13 protein-coding genes are annotated in these 13,780 nt (G+C 60.6%); 11 read left to right on the top strand and 2 right to left on the bottom strand.

Features of this window, described 5'->3' with window-relative positions; translation table 11 throughout:
* Nucleotides 1–8 precede the first annotated feature (8 nt).
* The gene (gene rsgA / locus HNQ83_RS03785; protein WP_175387732.1) at nucleotides 9–1,040 is read right to left on the bottom strand and encodes a small ribosomal subunit biogenesis GTPase RsgA; all 1,032 of its coding nucleotides are present in this window, start codon (nucleotides 1,038–1,040) and stop codon (nucleotides 9–11) included.
* Between the two features lie 107 nt (nucleotides 1,041–1,147).
* Here rsgA and orn point away from each other — a divergent pair, with 107 nt between their 5' ends.
* A complete protein-coding gene (gene orn, locus HNQ83_RS03780) occupies nucleotides 1,148–1,690 on the top strand; it encodes an oligoribonuclease (protein WP_175387731.1) in 543 nt (180 codons plus the stop codon).
* 197 nt (nucleotides 1,691–1,887) lie between these two features.
* Nucleotides 1,888–2,499 carry a trimeric intracellular cation channel family protein gene (locus tag HNQ83_RS03775; protein WP_175387730.1) on the top strand — a complete coding sequence of 204 codons (612 nt, stop codon included), beginning with the start codon at nucleotides 1,888–1,890 and terminating at the stop codon, nucleotides 2,497–2,499.
* Here HNQ83_RS03775 and queG read toward each other — a convergent pair.
* On the bottom strand, nucleotides 2,481–3,560 hold the full coding sequence (gene queG, locus HNQ83_RS03770) for a tRNA epoxyqueuosine(34) reductase QueG (RefSeq protein ID WP_175387729.1): 1,080 nt from the start codon (nucleotides 3,558–3,560) through the stop codon (nucleotides 2,481–2,483). The genes HNQ83_RS03775 and queG overlap by 19 nt on opposite strands.
* A 63-nt stretch (nucleotides 3,561–3,623) precedes the next feature.
* Between queG and HNQ83_RS03765 the strand changes: the two genes are divergently transcribed.
* From HNQ83_RS03765 to hflC, 9 genes are all read left to right on the top strand, one after another.
* Complete coding sequence (locus tag HNQ83_RS03765) at nucleotides 3,624–5,123, top strand: NAD(P)H-hydrate dehydratase (RefSeq protein ID WP_175387728.1); 1,500 nt, start codon at nucleotides 3,624–3,626, stop codon at nucleotides 5,121–5,123.
* Nucleotides 5,111–5,581: a tRNA (adenosine(37)-N6)-threonylcarbamoyltransferase complex ATPase subunit type 1 TsaE gene (gene tsaE / locus HNQ83_RS03760; protein ID WP_175387727.1), complete on the top strand. Its 471-nt coding sequence runs from the start codon at nucleotides 5,111–5,113 to the stop codon at nucleotides 5,579–5,581. The genes HNQ83_RS03765 and tsaE overlap by 13 nt, the downstream gene beginning before the upstream one ends.
* The gene (locus HNQ83_RS03755) at nucleotides 5,582–7,012 is read left to right on the top strand and encodes an N-acetylmuramoyl-L-alanine amidase (protein WP_175387726.1); all 1,431 of its coding nucleotides are present in this window, start codon (nucleotides 5,582–5,584) and stop codon (nucleotides 7,010–7,012) included.
* Nucleotides 7,013–7,020: 8 nt separating this feature from the next.
* Nucleotides 7,021–8,919 (top strand): DNA mismatch repair endonuclease MutL, encoded by a 1,899-nt coding sequence (mutL, locus tag HNQ83_RS03750; protein WP_175387826.1) that lies wholly within the window; start codon nucleotides 7,021–7,023, stop codon nucleotides 8,917–8,919.
* The gene (gene miaA, locus HNQ83_RS03745) at nucleotides 8,919–9,890 is read left to right on the top strand and encodes a tRNA (adenosine(37)-N6)-dimethylallyltransferase MiaA (RefSeq protein ID WP_175387825.1); all 972 of its coding nucleotides are present in this window, start codon (nucleotides 8,919–8,921) and stop codon (nucleotides 9,888–9,890) included. Before mutL ends, miaA begins: the two co-directional genes overlap by 1 nt.
* Nucleotides 9,891–9,985: 95 nt before the next feature.
* On the top strand, nucleotides 9,986–10,246 hold the full coding sequence (gene hfq / locus HNQ83_RS03740; RefSeq protein WP_007902656.1) for an RNA chaperone Hfq: 261 nt from the start codon (nucleotides 9,986–9,988) through the stop codon (nucleotides 10,244–10,246).
* Nucleotides 10,247–10,258: 12 nt separating this feature from the next.
* Nucleotides 10,259–11,560 carry a ribosome rescue GTPase HflX gene (hflX, locus tag HNQ83_RS03735; protein ID WP_175387725.1) on the top strand — a complete coding sequence of 434 codons (1,302 nt, stop codon included), beginning with the start codon at nucleotides 10,259–10,261 and terminating at the stop codon, nucleotides 11,558–11,560.
* Between the two features lie 96 nt (nucleotides 11,561–11,656).
* The gene (gene hflK / locus HNQ83_RS03730) at nucleotides 11,657–12,829 is read left to right on the top strand and encodes an FtsH protease activity modulator HflK (protein ID WP_175387724.1); all 1,173 of its coding nucleotides are present in this window, start codon (nucleotides 11,657–11,659) and stop codon (nucleotides 12,827–12,829) included.
* On the top strand, nucleotides 12,829–13,698 hold the full coding sequence (hflC, locus tag HNQ83_RS03725; RefSeq protein WP_175387723.1) for a protease modulator HflC: 870 nt from the start codon (nucleotides 12,829–12,831) through the stop codon (nucleotides 13,696–13,698). The genes hflK and hflC overlap by 1 nt, the downstream gene beginning before the upstream one ends.
* Nucleotides 13,699–13,780: the final 82 nt, after the last annotated feature.

Here is a 13,780-nt window from a genome sequence, read left to right as displayed (position 1 = left end):
TAAAAGGCTCAGTAGCCGTTTTCCGGCAGGCTGGCGATGATCGAGCGGTAGCTGTTCATCCGTTGTTGCTGCACGCGGCCATCTTCCAGGGCCTTGAGCAGGGCGCAACCCGGCTCGCGGTCGTGCTTGCAGTCGCGGAAACGGCAGGTGCCCAGCAGATCGTTGAACTCGATGAAGCCGGCTTCGACATCGGCACGACTGACGTGGCCAAGACCGAATTCGCGGATGCCCGGGGAGTCGATCAACTCGCCGCCACCGGGAAAGTGGAACAAGCGCGCGGTGGTTGTAGTGTGCGTGCCCTGGCCGGACAGCTCGGACAACGGACCAACGCGGGTCTCGACGTCCGGTAGCAGGCTGTTGACCAGCGACGACTTGCCCACACCGGACTGGCCGACAAATACGCTGATGCGCCCGTCCAGTTGCTTCTGCAGTTGCTCCATGCCATTGCCGTGATGGGCCGACACTTCGAGCACCGGATAGCCCAGGGTGCGGTAAACCCCGAGCAAGGCATTCAGCGCTGGGGCGTTCTGCTCGTCGATCAGGTCGAACTTGTTTAGCAACAGCAACGGCTTGATACCCGCGTGTTCGGCGGCTACCAGGTAGCGATCGATCAGGTTGGCATGGGGTTCGGGCAATGGCGCGAACACGATGACAATCATGTCGACGTTGGCCGCAACAGGCTTGAGTTGGCCGCGGCTGTCCGGGCGGCACAGTTCGGTGTTTCGCGGCGATTGCGCCACGATCACGCCGATGCCCTGGTTGCCGGCGCGCCAGACGACCTGGTCGCCGGTCACCAGCGCCGGCAGGTTGGCCCGCAAGTGGCAACGGAACACCTGGCCAGCATGCTCGCCGTCGAGGGCTTCGACTTCGACCTGCACACCGAAGTGCGCGATCACCAGACCGTGCTGTTCCGGGCCCAGATCGCCGCCCTCAAGTGCCTCGACAGCCGAGGACTCGCGTTTGGCGGCGCGGGCAGCGCGTTCGCCCTGAATCTTTTCGATGCGCCAGTTTTGGCGACGATTGAGTTGGCGTTTGGCCATGGGTGTTCCGTATAAAGAATGTAGCGATTAGGTAAAACGGCCGCGAGTTTAGCACGCCCGGCCACCGGCCTAGGCTAAACTGCGCAGCATTGCCTAGGAGCCGACACATGCAAAACCCACAGAATCTGATCTGGATCGACCTGGAAATGACCGGTCTGAACCCGGATACCGACGTCATCATCGAAATGGCCACCATCGTGACCGACAGTGACCTCAACACCCTGGCCGAAGGCCCGGTGATCGCCATCCACCACAGCGACGAAGTCCTCGCCGGCATGGATGAGTGGAACACTCGCACCCACGGCAACTCGGGCCTGACCCAGCGCGTGCGTGAAAGCCGCGTCAGCATGGCCGAAGCCGAAGCAGAAACCATCGCCTTCCTGGAGAAGTGGGTACCGAAGGGCAAGTCGCCGATCTGCGGCAACAGCATCTGCCAGGACCGTCGCTTCCTTTATACCCACATGAAATCCCTGGAAAGCTATTTCCACTACCGCAACCTCGATGTCTCGACCCTCAAGGAATTGGCGGCGCGTTGGGCACCGGACGTGCGTGACAGCTTCAAGAAGGGCAGCACCCACCTGGCCCTGGACGACATCCGCGAATCCATCGCCGAGTTGCAGCACTACCGCCAGCATTTCATCAAGTTCTGAAGGGCGGTGTCAGCGCTGGCCTCATCGCGGGCAAGCCCGCTCCCACAAGGACAGCGATAACCCTGTGGGAGCGGGCTTGCCCGCGATAGCGTCCGTCCAGTCACGGCACAACCGCGCGAGATGAAGTGCTTGGGTGCGCTCTTTTGGTGCTTGGGTGAAGTGAGTAGACTGCGCGCCTTTCTGCAAGGACCGCCACCATGTTGCTGATGCTTTACCTGATCGCCATCACCGCCGAAGCCATGACCGGCGCCTTGTCTGCGGGCCGTCGCGGCATGGATTGGTTTGGCGTGGTGCTGATCGCGTGCGTCACGGCGTTGGGTGGCGGTTCCGTGCGCGACGTGCTGCTCGGTCACTACCCGCTGACCTGGGTCAAACACCCGGAGTATCTGATCCTCACGACCATCGCGGCGATGTTCACGGTGTTCACCGCCCGCTGGATGCGTCATTTGCGCTCGCTGTTTCTGGTGCTGGACGCCGTCGGTCTGGTGGCATTCACCCTGATTGGCTGCATGACCGCCCTGGAAATGGGCCACGGCATGCTCGTTGCGTCGGTCAGCGGCGTGATCACCGGCGTTTTCGGCGGCATCCTGCGCGATATTTTCTGCAATGACATTCCGCTGATTTTTCGCCGTGAGCTCTACGCCAGCGTCTCGTTCGCGGCGGCGTGGTGCTACATGCTGTGCCTTTGGCTGAACCTGCCGGGTGAGCAAGCGATACTGATCACACTATTTGGCGGTTTTCTGCTGCGCTTGCTGGCGATCCGTTTTCATTGGGAAATGCCCAAGTTCGTCTATAACGACGAGGCCTGACGGTCGGCATGTTGCTGCAACGCCCATTCGACATGTTCACGCACCATCTCGGATGGATAATCGCGCCGCGCTTTTAAAGCCTCCAGAACCGGAATCGTTGACGGCGCATTGCCCAGCCCGACCGCCAGATTGCGCAACCAGTTTTCATAACCTGTCCGCCTTAGGGGCGAGCCTTCAGTGCTGCTCAGAAACCTGGCCTCATCCCACATGAACAGCGCGGCCAGATCGGCGTTGTCCAGGTTGTGCCGTGGCTTGAAATCGCTTTCGCCGGACGGGCGGGCGAAGCGGTTCCACGGACAGACGATCTGGCAGTCATCGCAGCCGAACACCCGGTTGCCGATCAGCGGCCGCAGTTCTTCAGGAATCGCGCCCTTGAGCTCGATGGTCAGGTAGGAAATGCAGCGTCGGGCGTCCAGCACGTAGGGGCCGATGAAGGCATTCGTCGGGCAAATGTCGAGACAGGCGCTGCAACGACCGCAGTGTTCGGTGGCGTGGGGCGGGTCCACCGGCAGGGGCAGATCGACGAACAGTTCGGCGAGGAAGAAATAGCTGCCGGCCTTGCGATTCAAGACCAGGGTGTTTTTGCCGATCCATCCAAGGCCGGCCTGCTCCGCGATGGCTTTTTCCAGCACCGGGGCGCTGTCGACAAAGGCGCGGTAACCGAACGGACCAATTACGGCCTGAATTTTTTCCGCCAGTTGTTGCACGCGTTTACGGATCAATTTGTGGTAATCGCGGCCCAAGGCATAACGCGAAACGTAGGCTTTTTCCGGTTGGGCCAGCAACTGCGCCATTTTGGTGTCGCCCGACAGGTAATCCATGCGCAGCGAAACCACGCGCAAAGTACCGGGTACAAGCTCATCCGGGTGCGAGCGTTTGCTGCCATGGGCGCCCATGTAGTCCATTTCGCCGTGGTAGCCGGCGTCGAGCCAGCGCTGCAGGTGTTGCTCGTGCTCCCCCAGGTCGAGGCCGCTGATGCCGACTTGCTGGAAGCCCAGCTCACGGCCCCAGTCCTTGATGGATTGGGCGAGGGCGGGCAGGTCTGTGGTAATAGCGGGCATGAGGCGAGAGAAACCGGAGCTGAGGTGCGTATAATTCTGCCAGACATCGGAGCCCGAAGACGCATGCCGCACACTAAAGATGATTTACCCGACGCGCTGTACAGCGCTGCGCAGGTCCGAGGGCTCGATGCGAGCCTGATCGCGGCCGGAACAAAGGGTTTCGAATTGATGCAGCGGGCTGCGCGGGCCACCTGGCGTGCGTTGGTCCGCCAATGGCCGGCGGCGAGCGAATTGACAGTGGTTGCCGGTCACGGCAATAACGCGGGCGACGGGTATCTGGTGGCGGTGCTGGCCAAGCGAGCCGGATGGACGGTGCGGGTCCTGGCGGCGGGCGATCCGCAGCAGTTGCGTGGTGATGCAGCATCGGCCCATGCCGAAGCGGTGTCCGAAAACGTCTTTATCGACGCCTGGACGGCGAACTCCGAATTGCGCGGCCTCGTGCTGGACGCCTTGCTGGGCACCGGCCTGGCCGGTGACGTGCGTGAGCCGTATGCCAGTGTCATCGCCTCGATCAATGCTGGTGGGCTGCCGGTAGCTGCGGTGGATATCCCTTCCGGGCTGTGTGCCGATACGGGGCGAATCCTTGGTTGCGCAGTGCGCGCCGATCTGACCGTCACGTTCATCGGCTTGAAACTGGGTTTGTTCACCGGAGACGCGGCGGATGTGGTGGGGGCGCTGGTCTTCAACGACTTGCACGCTGATCCGCAGCTGCTGGAAGACGCGCCGACCAGCGCCCGTCGCCTGACGCCTGGCAATCTGCCGCGCCTGGCTTGCCGGGCCCCAACCTCTCATAAGGGAATGTTCGGCCATGTACTGCTGATCGGTGGTGATCGCGGACTGGGTGGCGCGATCCTGCTGAGTGCGCAAAGTGCACTGCGCGGCGGCGCCGGCATGGTCTCGCTGGCGACCCGCCCGGAACATGTTCCGGCGGCACTGGCGAGAATCCCGGAAGTCATGGCGCTGGGGACTTCGTCGGCCAATCAGCTCATGGGCTTGCTGGAAAAGGTTTCTGTAATGGTCGTCGGGCCGGGGCTTGGTCAGGGGGCTTGGGGGCGCAGCCTGTTGTCGGCCGCCGCCAATGCACCACTGCCGCAGGTTTGGGACGCCGATGCACTGAATCTGTTGGCCGAAGAGCATGTGAAGTTGCCCAAGGTCAGTGTGATGACCCCGCATCCGGGTGAAGCTGCGCGTTTATTGGGCGTGAGTACGGCTCAGGTTCAGGCCGATCGCCCGGCGGCGGCCCGTGCGTTGAGCAAAAAATATACAGCGGTCGTGGTGCTCAAGGGCGCCGGCAGCCTGATCGCCAGTCCCGACGGACGGCTGGCGGTGTGTCATCAAGGTCATCCGGCCATGGCCACCGCCGGTTTGGGCGATGTTTTGGCCGGTCTGGTCGGCGCATTGCTGGCCCAGGGCATGGGCCCGTTCGATGCGGCCTGCCTGGCGGTCTGGCTGCACGCCAATGCCGGTGAGCAACAAGGTAAATTCGGCCGCGGGCTGGCGGCCAGTGATCTGATACCAGCCATTCGTCAGTTGTTGGAGGAGCTCGCACCGTGTCTGAAGTAACCCTGTACCTGGCTGATGAAGAGGCGATGACCGCATTTGGCACACGCATCGCCCAAACCACGAAAGGGCACGGCCTGATCTTTCTCGAAGGCAACCTGGGGATGGGCAAAACCACATTGTCCCGGGGCATTATCCGTGGGCTTGGGCACGTTGGGGCGGTAAAAAGTCCTACCTTTACCTTGGTCGAGCCCTACGAGATCGGTGAGATCCGCGCCTTCCATTTCGACTTGTATCGCCTGGTCGATCCGGAAGAGCTGGAATTCCTCGGCATTCGCGACTATTTCGAAGATGACGCCCTGTGCCTGATCGAATGGCCTGATAAAGGTGCAGGCTTTTTGCCAAAGCCCGACCTGACCATTACCATTAGCCCGCAAGGCAGCGGGCGTTCGCTGAAAATTTTATCCCAGGGCTCGCGTGGCGAGTCGTGGTGTGCCGCATTGGCATTGGAATCCAAATAGATGATGGGGTTAGGTATGCGCTTTCGCGCGTTGGTTGCTGCCGTAGGGGTATTGTTTTTGGCGGTGACCGTCGACGCTGTGGCCGAGACGAAGGTCAACAGCGTTCGCCTGTGGCGGGCGCCGGACAACACACGGCTGGTGTTTGACCTGACCGGTCCCGTGCAGCACAGCGTCTTTACCCTGACAGCCCCGGATCGCCTGGTCATCGACATCAATGGCGCGACCCTGGGTGCACCTTTGAACGTCAATAGCGCGAATACACCGATCACGGCCATGCGCTCGGCCCAGCGCACGCCAACCGACCTGCGGGTGGTCATCGACCTGAAAAAGGCCGTCACCCCGAAAAGCTTCTCGCTGGCCCCTAATGCCCAGTATGGCAACCGATTGGTGGTCGACCTGTTCGATAACCCGTCCGACGCTGCACCGCCGCCTGCGCCGACGCCGTCGGTGGCCACGGTGCCGGCCGTACCGGTCACGCCGACGGAACCTGCAATCAAGCTGCCCCCGGCACCAGCAGGCAAGCGCGACATCATCGTGGTGATCGATGCCGGTCATGGCGGTGAAGACCCGGGTGCTTCCGGCTCTCGCGGTCAGCGCGAGAAAGACGTGGTGCTGCAGATCGCCCGCGAACTGCAGCGTCAGGTCAACGGCATCAAGGGCTTCCGCGCCGAATTGACCCGCACCGGTGATTACTTCATCCCATTGCGTGGGCGTACCGAAATCGCCCGCAAGAAGGGCGCCGACCTGTTCGTCTCGATTCACGCCGACGCCGCGCCTTCGGCCGCCGCTTTCGGTGCCTCGGTATTCGCCCTGTCTGATCGCGGCGCGACGTCTGAAACCGCCCGTTGGCTGGCGGACAGTGAAAACCGCTCCGACCTGATCGGTGGTGCCGGCAACGTCAGCCTCGATGACAAGGACCGCATGCTCGCCGGCGTGCTGCTCGATCTGTCGATGACGGCGTCCCTGACGTCCAGCCTGAACGTCGGTCAGAAAGTCTTGAGCAACATCGGTCGGGTCACGCCGCTGCACAAGCAACGGGTGGAACAGGCCGGGTTCATGGTGCTGAAGTCGCCGGATATTCCGTCGATCCTGGTGGAAACCGGGTTCATCTCCAACGCCAACGAAGCCTCGAAACTTGCAGCGGCCAGCCACCAGCAGGCACTGGCACGTTCCATCAGCAGCGGCGTGCGGCAGTTCTTCCAGCAAAACCCGCCACCGGGCACTTACATTGCCTGGCTGCGTGATTCCGGGAAGATCGCTCAAGGCCCGCGTGATCATCGCGTGAACCCGGGCGAGACGCTGGCAATGATCGCCGTGCGTTATCAGGTCTCGCCGGCCACGCTGCGCAGTGCCAACAACCTGGCGAGCGACGAGCTCAAAGTCGGTCAACATTTGACCATCCCTGGCACTGAACTGGCGGCCAAAGAATGAACCAGGTGCTGACCAACGCTGCTCGCATCGAGCTGCTCAGCCCGAGGCTGGCGAACCAGATTGCCGCTGGTGAGGTCGTTGAGCGCCCGGCGTCGGTGATCAAGGAGTTGCTGGAAAACAGCCTCGACTCCGGCGCCAAGCGTATCGATGTCGATGTCGAGCAGGGTGGCGTCAAGCTGCTGCGGGTGCGCGACGATGGCAGCGGTATCTCCGCCGACGACCTGCCGTTGGCCCTGGCGCGACATGCCACCAGCAAAATCCGTAATCTCGAAGACCTCGAGCAGGTCATGAGCCTGGGTTTTCGCGGTGAGGCACTGGCGTCGATCAGTTCCGTGGCACGCCTGACCCTGACTTCCCGTACCCGTGATGCCGATCAGGCCTGGCAAGTCGAGACCGAAGGTCGCGACATGGCGCCCCGCGTGCAACCGGCGGCGCACCCGGTGGGCACCTCTGTTGAAGTTCGCGACCTGTTTTTCAATACGCCGGCGCGACGCAAGTTTCTCAAGACCGAAAAGACCGAATTCGATCATCTCCAAGAAGTGATCAGGCGTCTGGCCCTGGCGCGCTTCGACGTGGCATTCCATTTGCGTCACAACGGCAAGACCATCCTCAGCCTGCATGAAGCCCGCGATGATGCGGCTCGTGCCCGACGGGTGTCGGCGATTTGCGGTCCCGGTTTCCTGGAGCAGGCGCTGCCGATCGAAATCGAGCGCAATGGTCTGCATCTGTGGGGCTGGGTCGGGCTGCCGACGTTCAACCGTAGCCAGGCGGACTTGCAGTATTTCTTCGTCAACGGCCGTGCCGTGCGCGACAAGTTGGTGGCCCACGCGGTGCGCCAGGCGTATCGCGACGTGCTGTTCAATGGTCGTCACCCGACATTCGTGCTGTTTTTCGAAGTCGATCCGGCGGGCGTTGATGTCAACGTGCACCCGACCAAGCACGAAGTGCGTTTCCGTGATGGACGCATGGTCCATGATTTCCTTTACGGCACCCTGCACCGCGCCTTGGGCGATGTACGGCCAGAGGATCATCTGGCGGCACCGGTTGCGACAGCCGTTGTTCGGCCTACAGGCCTCGAAGCCGGTGAGTTTGGTCCTCAGGGTGAAATGCGTCTGGCCGCCAATGCGCTGCTGGAGCAACCTCAGGCACAGCCATCCATTAATACGCCAGCCGGCTCGGGTGCAGGTGCGGGTTATCAGTATCAATACACGCCGCGTCCGCAGTCCGCTGTTCCGGTGGCTGAAGCCCAGGCGGCCTATCGCGAGTTCTTTGCGCCGCTGCCCGAGGCCAATGCGGCATCACTGCCGGCCGGACAGGGCGATATTCCACCGCTGGGTTATGCGCTGGCGCAGCTCAAGGGTATCTACATTCTTTCGGAAAATGCCCAGGGTCTGGTGCTGGTGGACATGCACGCCGCTCACGAGCGGATCATGTACGAACGGCTGAAGGTCGCGATGGCCAGTGAAGGTCTGAGCGGTCAGCCACTTCTGGTACCCGAGTCGCTGGCGGTCAGTCAGCGTGAAGCCGATTGCGCCGAAGAACACGTCGCCTGGTTCAAGCGCCTGGGCTTTGAACTGCAGCGTCTCGGTCCGGAAACGCTGGCGATCCGGCAGATTCCGGCCCTGCTCAAGCAGGCCGAAGCCAATCGACTGGTCGGTGATGTGTTGGCTGATCTGATGGAGTACGGCACCAGCGACCGGATTCAGGCGCACCTGAACGAACTGCTGGGGACCATGGCTTGCCACGGCGCGGTTCGCGCGAACCGGCGCCTGGCCCTGCCGGAAATGAACGCTCTGCTGCGCGATATGGAAAACACCGAGCGCAGCGGTCAATGCAACCATGGCCGACCGACCTGGACCCAACTGGGTCTGGACGATCTGGACAAACTGTTTTTGCGCGGTCGTTGATGAGCCAGCACCCACCTGCGATTTTCCTGATGGGCCCGACCGCGGCCGGCAAGACCGACCTGGCCATCGAGCTCACCAAGGTTCTGCCTTGCGAACTGATCAGCGTTGATTCGGCGCTGGTTTACCGTGGCATGGACATCGGCACCGCCAAGCCGTCGAAAGAGCTTTTGGCGCAATTCCCACACCGTTTGATCGATATTCTCGACCCGGCTGAAAGCTATTCGGCTGCGGATTTTCGTCGTGACGCCCTCGAAGCAATGGCCGACATCACCGCGCGCGGAAAAATTCCGCTGTTGGTAGGCGGCACAATGCTCTACTACAAGGCTTTGCTCGAAGGTCTGGCCGATATGCCGGCCGCCGATCCGGAAGTGCGCGCACAGATCGAAGAAGAAGCTGCACGCCTTGGTTGGCAAGCCCTGCACGATCAATTGGCGGCGATCGATCCGGTGTCTGCCGCGCGCATTCATCCGAACGATCCGCAGCGACTCAGTCGAGCGCTGGAAGTTTATCGCGTCAGCGGTCAAAGCATGACTGCCCTTCGTTTGCAACAATCTGCGCAAAGTACTGAAGCAGCCGCTTCGGGACGGCAACAATTGCCCTATACTGTCGCGAACTTGGCGATTGCTCCGGCAAATCGCCAGGTATTGCACGAGCGAATTAAACAAAGATTCACTTTAATGTTGGAACAGGGATTCATCGACGAGGTCGTAGCCCTGCGTAAGCGAAGTGACCTGCATGCCGGGTTGCCGTCTATACGTGCGGTAGGCTACCGACAAGTCTGGGATTACCTGGATGGCAAGCTGACGTCAGCCGAGATGCAGGAGCGTGGAATCATTGCCACGCGCCAATTGGCGAAACGCCAGTTCACCTGGCTGCGCAGTTGGGATGATTTACACTGGCTGGACAGCCTGGATTGCGACAATCTGCCACGCGCCTTGAAATACCTGGGGACCATCTCCATATTGAGCTGAGTCCTTGCAATTGCCGTCTATCCTTGGGGGTGTGACGGCCACAAGCCATTTGTTTACCTATTTTTTTATATTGAATCCTTAAAGGAGTGCGGCACATGTCAAAAGGGCATTCGCTACAAGACCCTTACTTGAATACTTTACGTAAAGAGAAAGTTGGGGTGTCCATTTACCTGGTCAACGGGATCAAACTGCAAGGTACGATCGAGTCGTTCGACCAGTTCGTTATCCTGCTGAAAAACACCGTCAGCCAAATGGTCTACAAACACGCTATCTCTACAGTAGTGCCGGTTCGTCCAATTCGTCTGCCTAGCGCAACCGAATCCGAAGCAGGTGATGCTGAGCCAGGTAACGCCTGATAGGAGTCTCCTTTGTTCTTTGAGCGCCACGGTGGTGGTGAGCGAGCCATTCTCGTTCACTTGGATGGTCAGGACCCTGAGGCGCGCGAAGATCCGCAGGAGTTTCAGGAGTTGGCAATGTCGGCTGGCGCCGAGACCGTCGCGTTTTTCAACGTGCCGCGTAATCGGCCAACCGCCAAATACCTGATTGGCAGCGGCAAGGTCGAGGAATTGCGCGACCTGGTCAAAGCCGAGCAGGTGGATCTGGTGATTTTCAATCACATCCTCACGCCCAGTCAGGAACGTAACCTCGAACGTGTTTTCGAGTGTCGCGTGATCGATCGCACGGGCTTGATTCTCGATATCTTCGCCCAGCGCGCCCGCACCCATGAAGGCAAGCTCCAGGTCGAACTGGCGCAGCTTGAGCACATGAGTACGCGGCTGGTTCGTGGCTGGACTCACCTTGAGCGTCAGAAGGGCGGTATCGGTCTGCGGGGTCCGGGTGAGACCCAGCTGGAAACCGACCGACGCCTGCTGCGGATTCGCCTGCGGCAGATCAAGGGCCGCCTGGAAAAGGTTCGCAGCCAGCGTGAGCAATCGCGTCGCGGCCGCAAACGGGCGGACATCCCGACGGTTTCACTGGTGGGTTATACCAACGCCGGCAAATCGACCCTGTTCAATTCGGTGACCGAGTCCGACGTGTTCGCCGCTGACCAGTTGTTCGCGACCCTCGACCCGACCCTGCGTCGACTCGAGCTCGATGACCTCGGGCCGATCGTGCTGGCTGATACCGTGGGCTTCATTCGCCACTTGCCGCACAAACTGGTTGAGGCATTTCGGGCTACGCTCGAAGAGTCGAGCAACTCCGACCTGCTGCTGCACGTGATCGACTCCCATGAGCCCGAGCGCATGGCCCAGATTGAACAGGTCATGGTGGTGCTCGGAGAGATCGGGGCCCAGGACTTGCCGATCCTGGAGGTATACAACAAACTCGATTTGCTCGAGGGCGTTGAGCCGCAGATCCAGCGCGATGCCGATGGCAAGCCGCAGCGGGTCTGGTTGTCGGCCAAGGACGGTACAGGCCTGGGCCTGCTCAAGCAGGCCGTGGCCGAGCTGCTTGGGGATGATTTGTTCGTTGGCACCTTGCGCTTGCCGCAACGTTTTGCTCGACTGCGTGCGCAGTTTTTCGAACTCGGTGCGGTACAGAAGGAAGAACATGACGAAGAAGGCCTCAGCTTGTTGGCCGTCCGTTTGCCTCGGGCCGAATTGAATCGGCTGGTGAGTCGCGAAGGTTTGCAGCCGCTGGAATTCATCGAGCAACACACTTTGCAATAAAAGCCTGAGAAAGCGGTTGTGCCGTGGTGACAGGCATTCTGTAGCATTGGTCGGCGCGCCGTGGGTGCGTCTTTGCTTTATCAGATGGAGAGCGCTATGGCTTGGAATGAGCCGGGTGGCAACTCGAATAATCAGGATCCTTGGGGTGGCAAGCGCCGTAATAACGGCGATCGCAAGGGACCACCAGATCTCGACGAGGCCTTCCGAAAGCTGCAGGAAAGCCTGAACGGGTTGTTCGGTGGTGGAAAGAAACGTGGTGATGACGGCGGTGGTCCGGGCAAGAGTGGCGGCTTCGGCGGCCTGCTCGGCATCGGCCTGGTCGTGTTGGCGGCCGTGTGGCTATACAGCGCGGTCTATGTAGTCGACGAGCAGGAGCAAGCCGTGGTGCTGCGCTTCGGCAAGTACTACGAAACCGTCGGCCCGGGCCTGAACATCTACTTCCCGCCGATCGACAAGAAGTACATGGAAAACGTCACGCGTGAGCGTGCGTACACCAAGCAGGGTCAAATGCTGACTGAAGACGAAAACATCGTCGAAGTGCCGCTGACCGTGCAGTACAAGATCAGCAACCTGCAGGACTTCGTGCTGAGCGTCGATCAGCCGGAAATCAGCCTGCAGCACGCGACCGACAGCGCCTTGCGCCATGTGGTGGGGTCCACCGCGATGGACCAGGTACTGACTGAAGGCCGTGAATTGATGGCCAGTGAAATCAAGGAGCGCCTGCAACGCTTCATGGATACCTATCGCACCGGCATCACCGTCACTCAGGTCAACGTGCAGAGCGCAGCGGCACCGCGTGAAGTGCAGGAAGCCTTCGATGACGTGATCCGTGCCCGTGAAGACGAGCAGCGTTCGCGCAACCAGGCTGAAACCTATGCCAACGGCGTCGTGCCGGAAGCCCGTGGTCAGGCCCAGCGCATTCTTGAAGATGCCAATGGCTACCGTGACGAAACCGTCTCGCGTGCCAAGGGTGAGGCCGATCGCTTCACCAAGTTGGTCGCCGAGTATCGCAAGGCGCCTGAAGTCACTCGTCAGCGTCTGTACCTGGACACCATGCAGGAAGTCTTCAGCAGCACCAGCAAGGTTCTCGTGACCGGCAACAAGAATGGCCAGAGCAACCTGTTGTACCTGCCTTTGGACAAGATGGTCGAAAGTGGTCGCAGCACCAGCACTCAGGTGACCAGTGCGGCAGCTACCAGCAATGAAGCGAATGCACGTGCGGCAGCTGATCTGCAGCAACAGCAAGCACGTACCAGGGAGAGTCGCTGATGAGCAATAAATCGCTGATCGCCCTTATTGTCGGCGTCGTCGTGGCGATCGCTGCCTGGAACTGCTTCTACATCGTGGCTCAGACCGAGCGTGCGGTGTTGCTGCAGTTCGGTCGTGTGGTCCAGACCGATGTTCAGCCTGGCCTGCATGTGAAGGTGCCTTACGTTAACCAGGTGCGTAAATTCGACGCACGCCTGATGACGCTGGATGCACCGACGCAGCGCTTCCTGACGCTGGAAAAGAAAGCCGTGATGGTCGATGCCTATGCCAAGTGGCGCGTGAAAGACGCAGAGCGTTTTTACACCGCGACTTCCGGTCTCAAGCAGATTGCCGACGAGCGTCTTTCCCGTCGCCTGGAATCGGGCCTGCGTGACCAGTTCGGTAAGCGCACCCTGCACGAAGTGGTATCAGGTGAGCGTGATGCGCTGATGGCGGATATCACGGCTTCGTTGAACAAGATGGCTGAAAAAGAGCTGGGCATCGAAGTTGTCGATGTTCGGGTCAAGACCATCGACCTGCCGAAGGAAGTGAACCGCAGCGTGTTTGAGCGCATGAGCACCGAGCGTGAACGTGAAGCTCGCGAACACCGCGCCAAGGGTAACGAGCTGGCAGAAGGCATCCGTGCCGACGCCGATCGTCAACGCCGCGTACTGCTGGCTGAAGCCTATCGTGAATCCGAAGAGATTCGCGGTGACGGTGATGCCCAGGCCGCTGCGATCTACTCCAAGGCCTACGGTCAGGATCAGGAGTTCTACGCGTTCTACCGTAGCCTGCGTGCCTACCGTGAAAGCTTCGCGAACAAATCCGACGTATTGGTCCTCGACCCAAGCAGTGACTTCTTCCACTACCTGGAAAAAGCCAAGCCTTGATGCAGCGTTGACCTGAATCATCCCGCCGGGCGGCTAAAATCGCTGGCGGGGTGATCCTTTGGGAAAACGTGTGTATGATGCG

Origin of the sequence: Pseudomonas sp. C2B4, from assembly GCF_013359695.1 — a bacterium.
In the GTDB taxonomy this organism is placed as follows: Bacteria; Pseudomonadota; Gammaproteobacteria; order Pseudomonadales; family Pseudomonadaceae; genus Aquipseudomonas.
This window is presented reverse-complemented; position numbering and strand designations above follow the sequence as displayed.

Bases quoted from the DNA above. Each gene is read 5' to 3' on its own strand.
- HNQ83_RS03775 (WP_175387730.1), top strand. From the start codon at position 1,888: ATGTTGCTGATGCTTTACCTGATCGCCATCACCGCCGAAGCCATGACC.
- rsgA (WP_175387732.1), bottom strand. From the start codon at position 1,040: ATGGCCAAACGCCAACTCAATCGTCGCCAAAACTGGCGCATCGAAAAG.
- HNQ83_RS03755 (WP_175387726.1), top strand. From the start codon at position 5,582: ATGATGGGGTTAGGTATGCGCTTTCGCGCGTTGGTTGCTGCCGTAGGG.
- HNQ83_RS03765 (WP_175387728.1), top strand. From the start codon at position 3,624: ATGCCGCACACTAAAGATGATTTACCCGACGCGCTGTACAGCGCTGCG.
- miaA (WP_175387825.1), top strand. From the start codon at position 8,919: ATGAGCCAGCACCCACCTGCGATTTTCCTGATGGGCCCGACCGCGGCC.
- orn (WP_175387731.1), top strand. From the start codon at position 1,148: ATGCAAAACCCACAGAATCTGATCTGGATCGACCTGGAAATGACCGGT.
- hflC (WP_175387723.1), top strand. From the start codon at position 12,829: ATGAGCAATAAATCGCTGATCGCCCTTATTGTCGGCGTCGTCGTGGCG.
- queG (WP_175387729.1), bottom strand. From the start codon at position 3,560: ATGCCCGCTATTACCACAGACCTGCCCGCCCTCGCCCAATCCATCAAG.
- hfq (WP_007902656.1), top strand. From the start codon at position 9,986: ATGTCAAAAGGGCATTCGCTACAAGACCCTTACTTGAATACTTTACGT.
- hflK (WP_175387724.1), top strand. From the start codon at position 11,657: ATGGCTTGGAATGAGCCGGGTGGCAACTCGAATAATCAGGATCCTTGG.